The organism is Mycobacterium noviomagense, from assembly GCF_010731635.1.
Lineage (GTDB): Bacteria > Actinomycetota > Actinomycetes > Mycobacteriales > Mycobacteriaceae > Mycobacterium > Mycobacterium noviomagense.
This window is the reverse complement of sequence record NZ_AP022583.1, coordinates 1,471,682-1,485,709: the sequence shown is the minus strand read 5'-3', so window position 1 is coordinate 1,485,709 and position 14,028 is coordinate 1,471,682. Positions and strand designations below refer to the sequence as shown.

15 protein-coding genes and 1 pseudogene are annotated in these 14,028 nt (G+C 67.5%); 13 read left to right on the top strand and 3 right to left on the bottom strand.

What is annotated here, in order from left to right; translation table 11 throughout:
• Window positions 1-54 precede the first annotated feature (54 nt).
• From G6N15_RS07065 to G6N15_RS07055, 3 genes and pseudogenes are all read left to right on the top strand, one after another.
• A complete protein-coding gene (locus G6N15_RS07065) occupies window positions 55-390 on the top strand; it encodes a YbaB/EbfC family nucleoid-associated protein (protein ID WP_083089815.1) in 336 nt (111 codons plus the stop codon).
• A 1-nt stretch (window position 391) separates the two neighbouring features.
• Window positions 392-1,003, top strand: coding sequence for a recombination mediator RecR (gene recR, locus G6N15_RS07060; RefSeq protein WP_083089814.1), 612 nt, complete (start codon window positions 392-394; stop codon window positions 1,001-1,003).
• Between the two features lie 119 nt (window positions 1,004-1,122).
• A pseudogene (locus G6N15_RS07055) lies at window positions 1,123-1,993 on the top strand (DUF559 domain-containing protein).
• On the opposite strand, the gene G6N15_RS07050 reads toward G6N15_RS07055, so the two are convergent.
• Window positions 1,990-2,694, bottom strand: a complete 705-nt coding sequence (locus G6N15_RS07050) for a type 1 glutamine amidotransferase (RefSeq protein ID WP_083089813.1) — start codon at window positions 2,692-2,694, stop codon at window positions 1,990-1,992. The pseudogene G6N15_RS07055 and the gene G6N15_RS07050 overlap by 4 nt on opposite strands.
• The gene (locus G6N15_RS07045; RefSeq protein WP_083089824.1) at window positions 2,687-3,919 is read right to left on the bottom strand and encodes a Mur ligase family protein; all 1,233 of its coding nucleotides are present in this window, start codon (window positions 3,917-3,919) and stop codon (window positions 2,687-2,689) included. Before G6N15_RS07045 ends, G6N15_RS07050 begins: the two co-directional genes overlap by 8 nt.
• A 132-nt stretch (window positions 3,920-4,051) precedes the next feature.
• Here G6N15_RS07045 and G6N15_RS07040 point away from each other — a divergent pair, with 132 nt between their 5' ends.
• Window positions 4,052-5,041: a DEDDh family exonuclease gene (locus tag G6N15_RS07040; protein ID WP_083089812.1), complete on the top strand. Its 990-nt coding sequence runs from the start codon at window positions 4,052-4,054 to the stop codon at window positions 5,039-5,041.
• 5 nt (window positions 5,042-5,046) lie between these two features.
• Here the strand turns inward: G6N15_RS07040 and leuA are convergent, their stop codons facing one another.
• Window positions 5,047-6,873: a 2-isopropylmalate synthase gene (gene leuA, locus G6N15_RS07035; protein ID WP_083089811.1), complete on the bottom strand. Its 1,827-nt coding sequence runs from the start codon at window positions 6,871-6,873 to the stop codon at window positions 5,047-5,049.
• Between the two features lie 270 nt (window positions 6,874-7,143).
• On the opposite strand from leuA, the gene G6N15_RS07030 reads away from it, so the two are divergent.
• From G6N15_RS07030 to G6N15_RS06990, 9 genes are all read left to right on the top strand, one after another.
• Window positions 7,144-7,512, top strand: coding sequence for a hypothetical protein (locus tag G6N15_RS07030; protein WP_232070366.1), 369 nt, complete (start codon window positions 7,144-7,146; stop codon window positions 7,510-7,512).
• A gap of 81 nt (window positions 7,513-7,593) precedes the next feature.
• Complete coding sequence (locus G6N15_RS07025; RefSeq protein WP_083089809.1) at window positions 7,594-8,859, top strand: aspartate kinase; 1,266 nt, start codon at window positions 7,594-7,596, stop codon at window positions 8,857-8,859.
• A complete protein-coding gene (locus tag G6N15_RS07020) occupies window positions 8,860-9,891 on the top strand; it encodes an aspartate-semialdehyde dehydrogenase (RefSeq protein WP_083089808.1) in 1,032 nt (343 codons plus the stop codon).
• Window positions 9,892-9,898: 7 nt separating this feature from the next.
• Entirely contained in the window at window positions 9,899-11,053 is a 1,155-nt protein-coding gene (locus G6N15_RS07015; protein ID WP_083089807.1) for a DUF4185 domain-containing protein, read from the top strand.
• Window positions 11,054-11,125: 72 nt separating this feature from the next.
• Complete coding sequence (locus G6N15_RS07010) at window positions 11,126-11,488, top strand: hypothetical protein (protein WP_083089806.1); 363 nt, start codon at window positions 11,126-11,128, stop codon at window positions 11,486-11,488.
• 237 nt (window positions 11,489-11,725) lie between these two features.
• Window positions 11,726-11,878 (top strand): hypothetical protein, encoded by a 153-nt coding sequence (locus G6N15_RS07005; RefSeq protein WP_163747974.1) that lies wholly within the window; start codon window positions 11,726-11,728, stop codon window positions 11,876-11,878.
• A 76-nt stretch (window positions 11,879-11,954) separates the two neighbouring features.
• Entirely contained in the window at window positions 11,955-12,461 is a 507-nt protein-coding gene (locus tag G6N15_RS07000; RefSeq protein ID WP_163747972.1) for a hypothetical protein, read from the top strand.
• 187 nt (window positions 12,462-12,648) lie between these two features.
• Window positions 12,649-13,077, top strand: a complete 429-nt coding sequence (locus tag G6N15_RS06995; protein WP_083089096.1) for an organic hydroperoxide resistance protein — start codon at window positions 12,649-12,651, stop codon at window positions 13,075-13,077.
• Window positions 13,031-13,723, top strand: coding sequence for a sensor domain-containing protein (locus G6N15_RS06990; protein WP_083089097.1), 693 nt, complete (start codon window positions 13,031-13,033; stop codon window positions 13,721-13,723). Before G6N15_RS06995 ends, G6N15_RS06990 begins: the two co-directional genes overlap by 47 nt.
• Window positions 13,724-14,028: the final 305 nt, after the last annotated feature.

The following is a 14,028-nucleotide window of genomic DNA, read 5'->3' as shown; positions in this document are numbered from 1 at the left end:
CGCCCAGCAGCGGCAGGCGAGACCAAGTCGAAATCAAGACGCAAGGGGACTGTCATGCAACCTGGAGGCCAGCCCGACATGTCGGCGTTGCTTGCCCAGGCTCAGCAGATGCAGCAACAGCTACTGGAAGCCCAGCAACAGCTCGTCAACTCCGAGGTGCGCGGCCAGGCCGGTGGGGGATTGGTGCAGGTGACCGTGCGAGGCAGCGGCGAGGTGGTGGCCGTCAATATCGACCCCAAGGTCGTCGACCCTGATGACGTCGAGACGCTGCAGGACCTGATCGTCGGCGCGCTGGCCGATGCCTCCCAACAGGTCACCGCCATGGCGCAGCAAAAGCTGGGGCCGCTGGCTGGGGGGATGAGCAGCGCGCTGGGTCTGCCGGAGACCTGATTTGTTCGAGGGACCGGTCCAGGATCTGATCGATGAGCTCGGCAAGCTGCCGGGTATCGGGCCGAAAAGCGCGCAGCGCATCGCCTTTTATTTGTTGTCGGTCGAGCCGGCCGATATCGACCGGCTGACCGCGGTGCTGGCGAAGGTCCGCGACGGCGTGCGGTTCTGTGCGGTCTGCGGCAATGTGTCCGACGACGAGCGGTGCCGCATCTGTGCGGATCCGCGCCGTGACGCCTCGTTGGTGTGCGTGGTCGAGGAGCCCAAGGATGTCCAGGCCGTCGAGCGCACCCGCGAGTTCCGCGGCCGCTACCACGTATTGGGCGGGGCGCTCGATCCGCTGTCCGGCATCGGACCGGAGCAGCTGCGGATCCGCGAGCTGCTGAATCGGATCGGCGAGCGCGTCGACGGCGTCGACGTGACCGAGGTGATCATTGCCACCGATCCCAATACCGAGGGCGAGGCGACCGCCACGTACCTCATGCGGATGCTGCGCGACATTCCCGGGCTGAGCGTGACGCGGATTGCGTCGGGGCTGCCGATGGGCGGCGATCTGGAGTTCGCCGACGAGCTGACCCTCGGTCGTGCGTTGGCGGGTCGCCGCGCCATGGCTTGAGTTTGTCGGTTTCGCCCGGTTCATTCCGCGACACTTAAACGTTTGCGAAGACACGCCGCGCGGCGTCGCAACGGTTTAAGTCTCGCGAACATGTCGGTCGGCCATGACAACGTGCATCCATGAATGACGTGTTCGTGGGCAGCGAGTCGGTACGTGGTGGAAGGGTGAGCCCATATCAGCTGCGGTCAGGGTTTCGCGCTATTTATCCCAACGTCTACGTGACGGACCCCGCTGCGGCGTCCGTTCGAACGCGTGCGGTGGCGGCGTGGCTGTGGTCTGGGAGACGCGGAGTTTTGTCCGGGCTCACCGCCGCGGCGTTGCATGGCTCGAACTGGGTTGACGACGATGAGCCGATCGAGTTGATCTGGCGCAATCCCCATCCACCGGCAGGCGTAGTCACCCGCAATCAGCGAGTCGAGAATGACGAGGTCACGCGCGTTGGCGGTCTCCCCGTCACCACGGTCGCACGCGCCGCATACGACCTAGGGCGGCATTTGCCGCGGGAGCAGGCGGTGGCACGGCTGGACTCCCTGATGCACGCGACGCCGTTCTCGGTCGAGGATGTGCTGTTGCTGGCCAAGCGCTATCCGGGTGCCCGCGGCTTACGGCGATTGCGGGCAGCACTGCCCCTTGTCGACGGCGGCGCTGAATCCCCTTGTCGACGGCGGCGCTGAATCGCCCAAGGAGACGTGGCTTCGGCTGCTGTTGATCGACGCCGGCCTGCCTGCTCCGACGACGCAGATCCCGGTGCTCGACGGCTACTGGCCTGTCGCCTACGTCGACATGGGGTGGGAGAAGTACAAGGTGGCGGTCGAGTACGACGGCGACCAACATCGCAGCGACCGCCGCCGCTACGTCAAGGACCAGCGGCGGCTGCGCAAGCTCGAAGCGATGGGCTGGATCATCCTCCGGGTGATCGCCGAGGACAAGCCCGACGACGTTGTGCGGCGGGTGCGTGCTGCGCTGATTACCAGAGGCTGGCGGCCTTAGGCGCGCAACCGCTCGCGTCGCAGTAGCTCCACCTCCGGCAGCTCCAGGGGCGGCAGCTCACCGACCACCCGACTGAGCAGCAGATCGGCGAGCTCCGGGTTGCGAGCCAGACACGGCCCATGCATGTAGGTGGCGACGACGCTGCCCTGGACCGCGCCGTCGAAGCCGTCGCCCAAGCGGTTGCCCGCACCTTTCCTTACGGCCCCCAACGGCGACGCCGCGGGGCCGAGCACGGTGCCGCCGCGATGGTTCTCGAAGCCAGTCAGCGGCGCTGTCAGACCGGGCAGTAGCGGCGTGCTGACCAGCTCACCGATGGTGCGCTTGGACTGCGGCGACGTGGTCGCATCCAGGAGGCCCACGCCGTCGACGCGCTCGCCCGCCGACGTCTCGTACCAGTGCCCGAGCACCTGGATGGCCGCGCAAATCGCCAGCACCGGCGCGCCGCGTGCCGCGGCGCGCTGCAGGCCCGGGTGCTTGACGAGATGCCTGGTCGCCAGCCGCTGCGCGTAGTCTTCGGCCCCGCCCAACGTGTAGAGGTCCAGGCTCTCCGGCACCGGGTCGGCCAGCGTGATCTCGACGATCTCCGCGGGGATGCCCCGCAGCCGCAGCCGTTGGCGCAGTACTACTGCGTTGCCGCCGTCGCCGTAGGTGCCCATGACGTCGGGCAGCACCAGCCCGATCCGCACGGTCGAGTCAGCCATAGCGCGCCAGCTTTCGCTGCAGCTGCAGGAATGCGGTGTAGTTGGCGACGACCTCGACCCGTCCGGGCGGGCATGACGCGATGGCCGCCATTGTGTCGTGGGCCAGGGTGTGTTGCACGCCCGCATACCCCAACCGCACCGCCAGATCGGTGCCTCGCTCCCCGGCCGCCACGACTGCCGCGTCTTCGAAGTGTTCGAAGCGCACATCCCACAGCCAGGACAGGTCTTCGCCGTCGGGCACCTGGCCGTTGACGGCGATGACCACGCCGGCCGCACGCTTGTCGACCATCGACAGCGCTTCCTGCCAGCCGGCCGGGTTCTTGGCCAGCAGCACCCGCACATCGTGATTGCCGACGCGCACCGTGCGGTAGCGCCCGGCGACCTCGTCGACCCGGGACACGGCGGCCACCGCGGACGACGGGTCCGCGCCCAACGCGACAGCGGCCGCGACGGCCTGCGCGGCATTGCCGCGGTTCACTGCACCCGGGAGGCTCAGCCGCATGGGTATGGCCAACCCGTCTGGCCCGTAGAGAGTGTCCTCGTCGAACCACCAGTGCGGGCTGGGCCGCTTGAAGTCGGTTCCGGTGGAGTACCAGTGCGCCTTGTCTCGGACGATCACCTCGCCGCTGCGCGGGCAGCTGACCGAATCGGCGGCCCATGCGCCGCCGGCCGCCACCCATACCACATTGGCGCAGTCATAGGCAGCCGAGGTCATCAGGACGTCGTCGCAGTTGGCGACCACAACGGTCGACGGGTGCCGGGCCAGGCCGGCGCGCAGCGTGCGTTCGATCACGTTGATCTCGCCGACGCGGTCGAGCTGGTCGCGCGACAGGTTCAACAGGACGACGACCGCGGGCGCGACAGCGTCGGCAACGTGCGGCACATGCATCTCGTCGACTTCCAGCGCCGCGAGTTGGGCGTGCCGGTCGGCGGCCAGCGCGGCGATCAGCCCGGCGTCCATGTTGGCGCCTTCGGCGTTGGTGGCCACCCCAGATCCGAGTGTGGCCAGCGCGGCCGCGGTCATGCGGGTGGTGGTCGACTTGCCGTTGGTCCCGGTGACGATCACCGTGCGCCGACCCGCGCCGAGCTGACGCAGGATCGAGCGGTCCAGAGTCATCGCGACCAGACCGCCGATCATCGCCCCGGCCCCGCGGCCGCTTACCCGCGACGCCCACCGCGCGCCCGCTCCGGCGGCGAGCGCGAGGCGTCCACGGGTGGTGACCACCTTCGGGAGTTTAAGGGCGATCACAAGCGCGGCGCTTTGCGCCGGGCGCAGCGGGTCGCCCTCATCGAACCAACTTGACGACACGAACGGCAGCGACCCGGCGATGTCGGTCCGACATGACATTCTCCATTCATGCAGACCACGTGGGGTCGGCCAGCCGGCGAAGCCGGAGCAGGATGGGCCGTCGTCGACGTAGAAACCTCCGGCTTTCGACCTGGGCCGGCCCGAATCCTCAGCTTGGCCGCGCTGGCGCTCGACGCCGAGGGCCGAGTGGAGCAGTCTGTCGTCAGCCTGCTCAACCCCGGAGTCGACCCGGGCCCGACCCATGTGCACGGCCTGACTGCGGCGATGCTCGAAGACCAGCCGCAGTTCGCCGACCTTGTCGGGGACCTCGTTGAACTGCTGCGGGGCCGCACGCTGGTCGCCCACAACGTCGCCTTCGACTACGCCTTCCTTGCCGCCGAGGCTGAATTCGCCAACGCGGAGCTGCCCATCGACACAGTCATGTGCACGGTCGAACTGACGCGTCGCCTGGAACTCGGAGTGGACAACCTGCGCCTGGAGACCCTCGCAGCGCATTGGGGCGTGACGCGGGAGCGGCCGCACGACGCGTTCGACGACGCGCTGGTGCTGAGTCGCGTGTTGCCTGCGGCTCTTGAGCGGGCCCGCCAGCGCGACGTGTGGTTACCCGTACGCCCGGTCACTCGTCGCCGCTGGCCGAATGGCCGCGTTACCCATGAGGAGCTGCGACCGCTGAAGATGCTGGCATCGCGGATGCCCTGCCCCTATCTCAACCCGGGACCCTACGTTCAGGGCCGCCCACTGGTCCAGGGCATGCGCGTCGCGCTGGCTGCCGAATGCCGCCGCACCCACGACGAACTCGTCGAGCGCATCCTGCACGCCGGGCTGGCCTACAGCGACGCAGTGGACCGGGAAACCTCGCTGGTGGTCTGCAACCTGCCGCGGCCCGAACAAGGCAAGGGGTATCTCGCCCTCGAGCTGGGCGTGCCGCTGATCTCCGACGCGCAGTTCATCAACAGTGTGGGCACCGTCATCCGCGGGACCAGCATTGAGGAATTCACCGATGCCACCGACGCAGACCAGCAACTGGTTTTGTTCTAACCACCTCAGCGACGCGATGCGCGGTTCACCGCCGAGACCACCGCACGCAGCGACGCTGTCGTGATTGATGACGCGATCCCCACGCCCCAGACGGTCTTCCCGTCAACCGAGCCTGATGGGTGCCGACCCGCTTCGCCGGGCTGCGCCGCGCTCGCGATCGTCACCGATGCCTCGACGTACGCCGCGGCCTGCGCTTCCTCGCCCGCGGACATCGCGTGCTCGGAGTAATCCAGCACGTGGACGTGGATGCCGACGTGGCTCAGCGCGTCGACGAACGCGGCCAACGGACCGTTGCCAGCGCCGCTGATCTCGGTCTCCACTCCGTCGATCTTGACGACAGCCTCGATGCGGTCGGTGCCGCCGTCGACCTCCGAGGCGATCACCCGCTGGCGCATCCGCTCCAGCGGGCGCACCGGCGCCAGGTACTCCTCGGCGAAGGCGTCCCACATCTCCTTCGGCGACACCTCACCGCCCTCGCCGTCGGCGATCTTCTGGATCACTTGGCTGAACTCGATCTGCAGCCGCCGCGGCAGCACCAGCCCGTGGTCGGTCTTCATGATGTAGGCCACGCCGCCCTTGCCGGACTGTGAGTTGACCCGGATCACCGCCTCGTAGGTACGCCCCACGTCGCGCGGGTCGATGGGCAGGTACGGCACTTGCCAGAGCATGTCGTCGACATCGCAACCGGCTTCGTCGGCTGCGATCTTCATCGCATCCAGACCCTTGTTGATCGCGTCCTGGTGGCTGCCGGAGAACGCGGTGTAGACCAGGTCGCCGCCGTAAGGATGACGCTCGGGCACCGGCAACTGGTTGCAGTACTCGACGGTGCGCCGGATCTCGTCGATGTTGGAAAAGTCGATCTGCGGGTCGACGCCGCGGGAGAACAGGTTCAGCCCCAGTGTCACCAGGCACACGTTGCCGGTGCGCTCGCCGTTGCCGAACAGGCAGCCCTCGATGCGGTCGGCCCCGGCCTGATACCCCAATTCGGCTGCGGCAACGGCAGTTCCGCGGTCGTTGTGTGGGTGCAAGCTCAATATCACGGAATCGCGGAGTCTCAGATTCCGGCTCATCCACTCGATCGAGTCGGCGTAGATGTTGGGCGTTGCCATTTCGACGGTGGCCGGCAGGTTGAAGATGATCGGGTTGTCCGGGGTCGGCTGGATGACGTCGCCGACGGCGTCGCACACTTGCTTGGCGTACTCCAGCTCCGTGCCGGTGTAGGACTCCGGCGAGTACTCGAACCGCCACTGCGTGCCCGGGTATTTGGCCGCCTGTTCGACGCACTTGCGCGCGCCGTCGACCGCGATCTCTTGTACGGCGGCTCGGTCAGCACGAAAAACCACGCGGCGCTGCAGGATTGACGTCGAGTTGTAGAAGTGCACGATCGCCCGCGGGGCACCTTCGCACGCCTGGAACGTGCGCTCGATCAGCTCAGGGCGGCACTGCGTCAGTACCTGGATGGTGACGTCGTCGGGGATCGCGTCGTGCTCGATGATCTCGCGGATGAAGTCGAAGTCGGTCTGGCTGGCCGACGGGAACCCGACCTCGATCTCCTTGTAGCCCATCCGTACCAGCAGGTCGAACATGCGCCGCTTGCGGGCGGGGCTCATCGGGTCGATCAGCGCCTGGTTGCCGTCGCGCAAGTCGACCGCACACCACATCGGCGCTTTGTCGATGACGCGGTCGGGCCAGGTGCGGTCGGGCAGGCTGATCGGTTCGACTTCTTCGGCGAAGCTGCGGTACCGGTTGATCGGCATCGACGATCCGCGCTGGGTGTTCCAGGCCGGCTGACCGGGATTCGGCGGGCCTGCGGGTTTGGTGATCGCACGCATGGACGTAAATGCGTCGGGGGTGTCGTCCGAAGGACGGGAAACGGTAGTCACGGTGATTGCTCCGGAAGTGAACGAGGGACCTCAGACCGGCGCATCGCGAACGCCCGCGACGGGAAGCCGGTCTGGATCAGACCCCGTCGCGGCGTCCGAGGAGGAGCACCCGCTGCACGGGGACCACTGTACTCCCGGTGGCCCCGCTACCAAAACCGCAGGCAGGACGGGCTCAGGACTGGCCATGCGGCACCTGCTGGACTGCTAATATCGGCGACCGTGGCACGTAACCAGCCCCCGGGTCCGGGAGACGAGCCGACGGCGCGTATCGACCGTGACTACGGGGGACCCGCTGGGCCGCCGCCCACTCCCTGGTATCGCAAGCCCTTGGTGTGGTTGGGCATTGTTTTGGCGATCCTGATCGTCCTGATCATTTGGGGCATCGTCGCGTTGTTCAGCGGCAACCAGGGTGGCGCTCCCTCGGTGACGACCACGACGGTGTCGCCGACGACAACCACCTCGGCGCCGACAACCACCCCCACGACGTCGGGTCGGTTCCATCTGCCCTCGACGATCACCCTTCCGTCGCTTCCGTCGCTCCCGTCGATTACCTTGCCGTCGACGATCACGCTGCCGTCGCTGCCGTAGCCGGCGCGGAGACGCCGCAAGAGGGCAGCCAACCGCACGTATTCTGTCTTCGACCCAAATCCCGAAACCGAAAGGGCAACGATGGCGCTCGTCGTGCAGAAGTACGGCGGATCGTCCGTCGCCGACGCCGAGCGGATTCGCCGGGTCGCCGAGCGCATCGTCGAGACCAAAAAGCAGGGCAACGACGTCGTCGTGGTGGTCTCGGCCATGGGCGACACCACTGACGGCCTACTCGAGCTGGCGCAGCAGGTCTGCCCGGCGCCGCCGCCGCGCGAGCTGGACATGCTGCTGACCGCCGGGGAGCGGATCTCCAACGCGCTGGTGGCCATGGCCATCGAATCGCTGGGCGCGCAGGCCCGCTCGTTCACGGGCTCGCAGGCCGGCGTCATCACCACGAGCACCCACGGCAACGCGAAGATCATCGACGTCACGCCAAGCCGGCTTCAGGACGCGCTCAACCAAGGAAAGATCGTGCTGGTCGCCGGCTTTCAAGGCGTCAGCCAGGACACCAGGGACGTCACCACGCTGGGTCGCGGCGGCTCGGACACCACCGCGGTGGCGCTGGCCGCAGCGTTGGGCGCCGATGTCTGCGAGATCTACACCGACGTCGACGGCATCTTCACAGCCGACCCGCGGATCGTGCCCAACGCCCGCCACCTGGAGAGGGTCACGTTCGAGGAGATGCTCGAGATGGCGGCCTGCGGCGCCAAGGTACTGATGCTGCGGTGCGTGGAATACGCCCGCCGCTACAACATTCCCGTCCACGTCCGGTCGTCGTACTCGGACAAGCCGGGCACCATCGTCACCGGATCGATCAAGGACAAGCCCATGGAAGACCCCATCCTGACCGGAGTCGCGCACGACCGCAGCGAGGCCAAGGTGACCGTCGTCGGGTTGCCCGACATCCCCGGTTACGCGGCAAGGGTTTTTCGCGCGGTCGCCGACGTCGAGGTGAACATCGACATGGTGTTGCAGAACATCTCCAAGGTCGAAAACGGCAAAACCGACATCACGTTCACGTGTTCTCGCGACAGCGGGCCCACCGCGGTGGCCAAGCTCGACTCGCTCAAAGACGAAATCGGTTTCACCCAAGTGCTCTACGACGACCACATCGGCAAGGTGTCGCTGATCGGCGCCGGCATGCGCAGCCACCCCGGGGTGACCGCGACATTCTGCGAGGCGCTGGCCGCCGTCGGCGTCAACATCGATCTGATCTCTACCTCCGAGATCAGGATCTCGGTGTTGATCCGCGACACCGAGGTGGACAAAGCGGTGCTCGCGCTGCACGATGCGTTCGGGTTCGGCGGTTCGGAACCGGCCACCGTCTATGCGGGAACGGGACGCTAAATGGTTGCCATCGGAGTAGTGGGTGCCACCGGGCAGGTGGGCCAGGTGATGCGCACACTGCTGGAAGAACGCAACTTCCCCGCGACATCCGTGCGGTTTTTCGCGTCCGCGCGCTCACAGGGCCGCAAGTTGGCGTTCCGCGGCCAAGAGATCGAAGTCGAAGACGCCGAGACCGCCGATCCGGCCGGTCTGGACATCGCGCTGTTCTCCGCCGGGGCGACGATGTCGCGGGTGCAGGCGCCGCGGTTCGCCTCAGCCGGGGTGACGGTGATCGACAACTCGTCGGCGTGGCGCAAGGACCCCGGCGTGCCGCTGGTGGTCTCGGAGGTCAACTTCGCGGACGCTCGTCGGCGGCCCAAGGGCATCATCGCCAACCCGAACTGCACCACGATGGCCGCGATGCCGGTGCTCAAAGTGCTGCACGACGAGGCGCAGCTGCTGCGCCTGGTCGCCTCGACGTATCAGGCGGTTTCGGGCAGCGGTCTGGCCGGGGTTGCCGAGCTGGCTGAGCAGACCCGCGCGGTGGCAGACGATGCGGAACAACTCGTCTATGACGGCAATGCGGTCGAGTTCCCCGCGCCGAAAACCTATGTCGCGCCGATTGCGTTCAATGTGGTGCCGCTGGCCGGCTCGCTGGTCGACGACGGCTCCGGTGAGACCAACGAGGATCAGAAGTTGCGGGATGAAAGCCGCAAAATCCTCGGTATCCCAGATCTTTTGGTCAGTGGCACCTGTGTGCGGGTTCCGGTGTTCACTGGGCACTCGCTGTCGATCAACGCCGAGTTCGCCCAGCCACTTTCGCCTGAGCGGGCCCGCGAGCTGCTCGACGGTGCGCCGGGTGTGAAGGTAGTCGATGTACCCACGCCGCTGGCCGCCGCCGGTGTCGACGAGTCCCTGGTCGGCCGGATCCGGCGCGACCCCGGTGTGCCCGACGGGCGCGGCCTGGCGCTGTTCGTCTCCAGCGACAACTTGCGTAAAGGCGCGGCGCTCAACACTATCCAGATTGCCGAGCTGCTGGCCGCCGAGCTGTGATCGCCGGGTGAGTTTGGCCCACGCCCGCCGGCTCACTCGATGCTCGGCTGCGTTTGTTGCGAGCCTCCTTGTCCCGCAAGGTATTTGGTCCGCGCATGCCGATCCGCCCGCTCCGCTGCCGGAACCTGTGCTGCAGCCGCTGGCTCCCGGTGAAGTGATACGGATCGGCCCGACTGCCGGCACCGGCACCCCCACCCGCGACTACGGTATCGGCGCCACCGATTTGTGCGTGTTCATGGAGTTTCCCAGCGGTGTGCTGCAGGTCTGCGGCGACAGTTTCCCGGGACAGGGGGTTGGCTTCGGACCTGGGTTCGCGCCGGTCGCGTTGCACGTCGACACCTCATCCGTCGACGACCCGGCCGGCGTGCACTACTTCGGTGTCATGGGTGTGTGGGAGCCGCTGCTGGCCGACCCCACGCCGCCCGGCGCGTCGCAGCTGCCGGCCGGAGTGGTGCAGATCAACCGGCAGAACTACCTGCTGGTGACCACGGCCGCCAACCTGGTGCCGCAAACCTCGCGGCTGGTGAAAGCCGATCCGGTGCAAGCGAATTGGCTGACAGTGCCGGGATCTGTCCGCGACGCCGGCTACCAGGAGGGTCGGCAGTCCCAAATCAGCGGCTACTACGACCCGGTCCCGACAGCCGATTCACCAAGCGGCTGGGTCTACATCGTGGCCGACAGCTTCGACCGCAGCCAGCCGGTGGTCCTCTACCGGGCAACACCCGAGACGTTCACGGACCGGTCGCGATGGCAAGGATGGGCCGCCGGAGCAGACGGCGGCTGGAACAAGCCGCCCACACCGTTGTGGGCCGACCAGGTCGGTGAGATGAGCTTCCGGCAAATCGAGGGCAAAGCGGTGTTGTCGTATTTCAACGCCAGCACCGGCAACATGGAGGTCCGGGTGGCCGAGGATCCGACGTCGTTGGGCGCCGCGCCGGTGACCACGGTGGTGCAACACGACGAGTGGCCGGATCCCGCAGAAAGCCTGCCGCCGCCGTATGACAATCGGCTCGCCCAACCCTATGGGGGGTACATTTCGCCGGGGTCGACGCTCGACGAATTGCGGGTGTTCGTCAGCCAGTGGAACAACGCCGATCCGAGCGCGCGCGCCCCGTATCGGGTCATTCAGTTCGCCGTCAACCCGTATAAGCCGGACGAATAGGCGAGAAGCACTCATAGCTATTTCATAGCTGGAACCTAGCTGCGGCTATTGCTTGCTCACGATATTCGAGGCATGACTGAAACACCTGACACTCCAACCAGACGGACCGCCGTCGCCGCCACGCCAGCCGCCGAGCCTGTCAAACCGTATTGGCTCTACCGGTTGGCGGCATGGGTGGTGATTGTGGCCGGCATCCTGTTCATCGTGACGACCATTTTCTTCGCCGGCTTCCGGATCGCCGGCCACGGTCATCACCGACACCACCACCACGGTCACCACGCCGCCATGTTCCACCAGCGCGGACCTGGCGGTCCGGGCGGACCGGGGGCGGTACGGCCCGGAAGGCCAGGCGGTGCGGGCGGAACCAGCCCCAGTCCTGGGCCGGGCCAGCCGCCGCAGTCCATTGCTCCCTCCACCGCTCCGGCAACCCCGTAGCGTTGGAGTAGCAACCGTAGTGGCTGCAAAACCCTTGTAAGCCTTCGGAAGTCAACGGCTTCCACGGCACTTGTCCATTACCAGAGCCCGGCGCCCCGGGGGGCGCCGGGCTCCGACCTGTAAGGAACTGTCCGTTGCTGATTCGCCGAGCGACTCGCGGATTGAGCTACGGCTCACAGCAATTTCATGGCGCGAACGCCACTGCGGCTCTCGTCGCGCTAGGGCATGATTCGAGACATGGCTGAAACACCTGCACCCCCGGTCACGCAACCGCGCGCAAAGCCGGAACGGCTCTTTCAGATCGCGGCATGGGTCGCGATCGTCGCCGGGGTCGTGTTCATCATCGCGACCGTCCTGCTTTTCATTTGCGCGTTCGTCTGCTGCCGCTAGGCGCACACCCGGCAGGACCGGAATTTCATGTCCCGAACCGTGCACGGCCCTTTGTGGGATGGGCATGATTTAGGGCATGACCGACACACCTGAACCGCCGACCCCCTCGCCGTCTGCAGCGGCGCCGCCGCCACCGCCTGCCGGTCCCCCATCCCGTCCGGCACCGCCGCCGTCCTTGGCCCAGCCGAGCCGGCTTTACCAAGTCGCGGCGTGGGTAGTGATCGTCGCCGGAATCGTTTTCGTGGTGGCGGTCATCTTCTTCTCGGGCGCCGCAGTCGCGGGCCATCGCCACTGCCATCGCCACCATCACCACGGCATGTTCGTCCCCGGCGGGCCGCCGCCCGGCCCCGGGGGATGGGTCATCGTCCCCGGCGGACCCGGGACACCCGGCGCCCCGCCTCCCGGACCCGGCGCCCCGCCTCCCGGACCCGGCGCCCCGCCTCCCGGACCCGGCGGTCCGGGAATGATGCCGGGGCCGGGCATGGTTCCCGGCGGTCCGGGCGGCCCTGGCATGGGTCCAGGTATGCGACCAGGCGGTCCGGGCCAGACACCGCCGCCGTCGCCGCCGCCACCACGAGCGTAGCTGACGGTGCCGAACCGACGGCTACGCGGCACTAAGCCCTTGTGGCTCAGTAACATTCAGTAAGCGCATCCAGATCGCCCGGCGCGCAACGTGATTGGCTGGCCCGCCGGTGGGTCCGGTTGGCGCGACCGGAGCGCTAGTCGACCGGTCTTCTGTTTCGTATGTCTAGTTGGCATGATCGAGCCCTATGAGCATCGAAGCCATCTACACCGCAGAGTCCACTGCCACCGGAGGGGGCCGCGACGGGCACGTGAAGTCGTCTGACGGTCGCCTTGACCTCGAGACACGTCCGCCCAAGCCGATGGGCGGCAGCGGCGACGGCACGAACCCGGAGCAACTGTTCTCCGCCGGCTACGCCTCATGCTTCCTCGGCGCGCTGCGGCTGGTGGCAGGCAGAAACAAGGTCACGCTTCCCGACAACACCGAGGTGACCGTCAAGATCGGCATCGGCCGCACGCCGGAGGGCGGTTTCGGGCTGACGGGCAACATCGTCGGCACCCTGCCCGGGCTCGACCAAAAGGACGCCGACGACCTGATGCACCAGGCCCATCAGGTCTGTCCGTACTCCAATGCCACTCGTGGGAACGTCGACATCGACGTCTCGGCCAAGGTTTAGCCCGGTGCGCGTCGCCGTCGCGGCGCTGGGCGTGGCGTTAGCGATCTCGGCAGCGGCCCCGCTCGCCAACGCGCGTCCCTCCGAACCGGGAGTGGTGAACTACGCGGTGCTGGGCAAGGGCTCGGTCGGCAACATCGTCGGCGGCCCGATGCGCTGGGAGTCGATGTCCACCGATCCCTACCAGGGGTATTGGGTCGACGATCCGGTGTGCAACAACTGGGCGGACATCGGCTTGCCGGAGGTCTACAACGACCCGGACCTCGCGTCGTTCAACAGCGCGGTCACCCAGACGTCGGCCACCGACCAGACCCATTTCGTCAAGCAGGCGGTGGGAGTGTTCGCCACCGGCGACGCCGCGGGTCGCGCATTCCACCGCGTGGTCGACCGCACGGTCGGCTGCTCCGGGCAGACCACCGCGATGCACCTGGACAACGGCACCACCGAGGTGTGGTCGTTCGACGGCGGCCCGGCGACCGGCACCGACGCGGCCTGGACCAAACAGGAAGCCGGCACCGATCGCCGCTGCTTCAACCAGACACGGTTGCGGGAGAACGTCCTGCTGCAGGCCAAGGTGTGCCAATCCGGCAACGGAGGACCGGCGGTCAACGCACTGGCAGGCGCCATGCAGAACACGCTGGGCCAGTAACCGGCCGGTCTGATGGTGGCGACCTGCTGCGCCCGGCTCCGCCGCGCTTGCGACCGCCACGCCGGTCTGATGGTGGCGACCCGCTGCGCCCGGCTGCGCCGCACTTGCGATCGCCACGCCGGTTTGATGGTGGCGACCCGCTGCGCCCGGCTGCGCCGCGCTTGCGATCGCCACGCCGGTCTGATGGTGGCGACCCGCTGCGCCCGGCTGCGCCGCGCTTGCGATCGCCACGCCGGTCTGATGGTGGCGACCTGCTGCGCCCGGCTCCGCCGCGCTTGCGATCGCACGCCGGTCTGATGGTGGCG

Bases quoted from the DNA above. Each gene is read 5' to 3' on its own strand.
- G6N15_RS07065 (WP_083089815.1), top strand. From the start codon at position 55: ATGCAACCTGGAGGCCAGCCCGACATGTCGGCGTTGCTTGCCCAGGCT.
- G6N15_RS07050 (WP_083089813.1), bottom strand. From the start codon at position 2,694: ATGGCTGACTCGACCGTGCGGATCGGGCTGGTGCTGCCCGACGTCATG.
- G6N15_RS07040 (WP_083089812.1), top strand. From the start codon at position 4,052: ATGCAGACCACGTGGGGTCGGCCAGCCGGCGAAGCCGGAGCAGGATGG.
- leuA (WP_083089811.1), bottom strand. From the start codon at position 6,873: ATGCGTGCGATCACCAAACCCGCAGGCCCGCCGAATCCCGGTCAGCCG.
- G6N15_RS07025 (WP_083089809.1), top strand. From the start codon at position 7,594: ATGGCGCTCGTCGTGCAGAAGTACGGCGGATCGTCCGTCGCCGACGCC.
- G6N15_RS07020 (WP_083089808.1), top strand. From the start codon at position 8,860: ATGGTTGCCATCGGAGTAGTGGGTGCCACCGGGCAGGTGGGCCAGGTG.
- G6N15_RS07010 (WP_083089806.1), top strand. From the start codon at position 11,126: ATGACTGAAACACCTGACACTCCAACCAGACGGACCGCCGTCGCCGCC.
- G6N15_RS07005 (WP_163747974.1), top strand. From the start codon at position 11,726: ATGGCTGAAACACCTGCACCCCCGGTCACGCAACCGCGCGCAAAGCCG.
- G6N15_RS07000 (WP_163747972.1), top strand. From the start codon at position 11,955: ATGACCGACACACCTGAACCGCCGACCCCCTCGCCGTCTGCAGCGGCG.
- G6N15_RS06995 (WP_083089096.1), top strand. From the start codon at position 12,649: ATGAGCATCGAAGCCATCTACACCGCAGAGTCCACTGCCACCGGAGGG.
- G6N15_RS06990 (WP_083089097.1), top strand. From the start codon at position 13,031: ATGCCACTCGTGGGAACGTCGACATCGACGTCTCGGCCAAGGTTTAGC.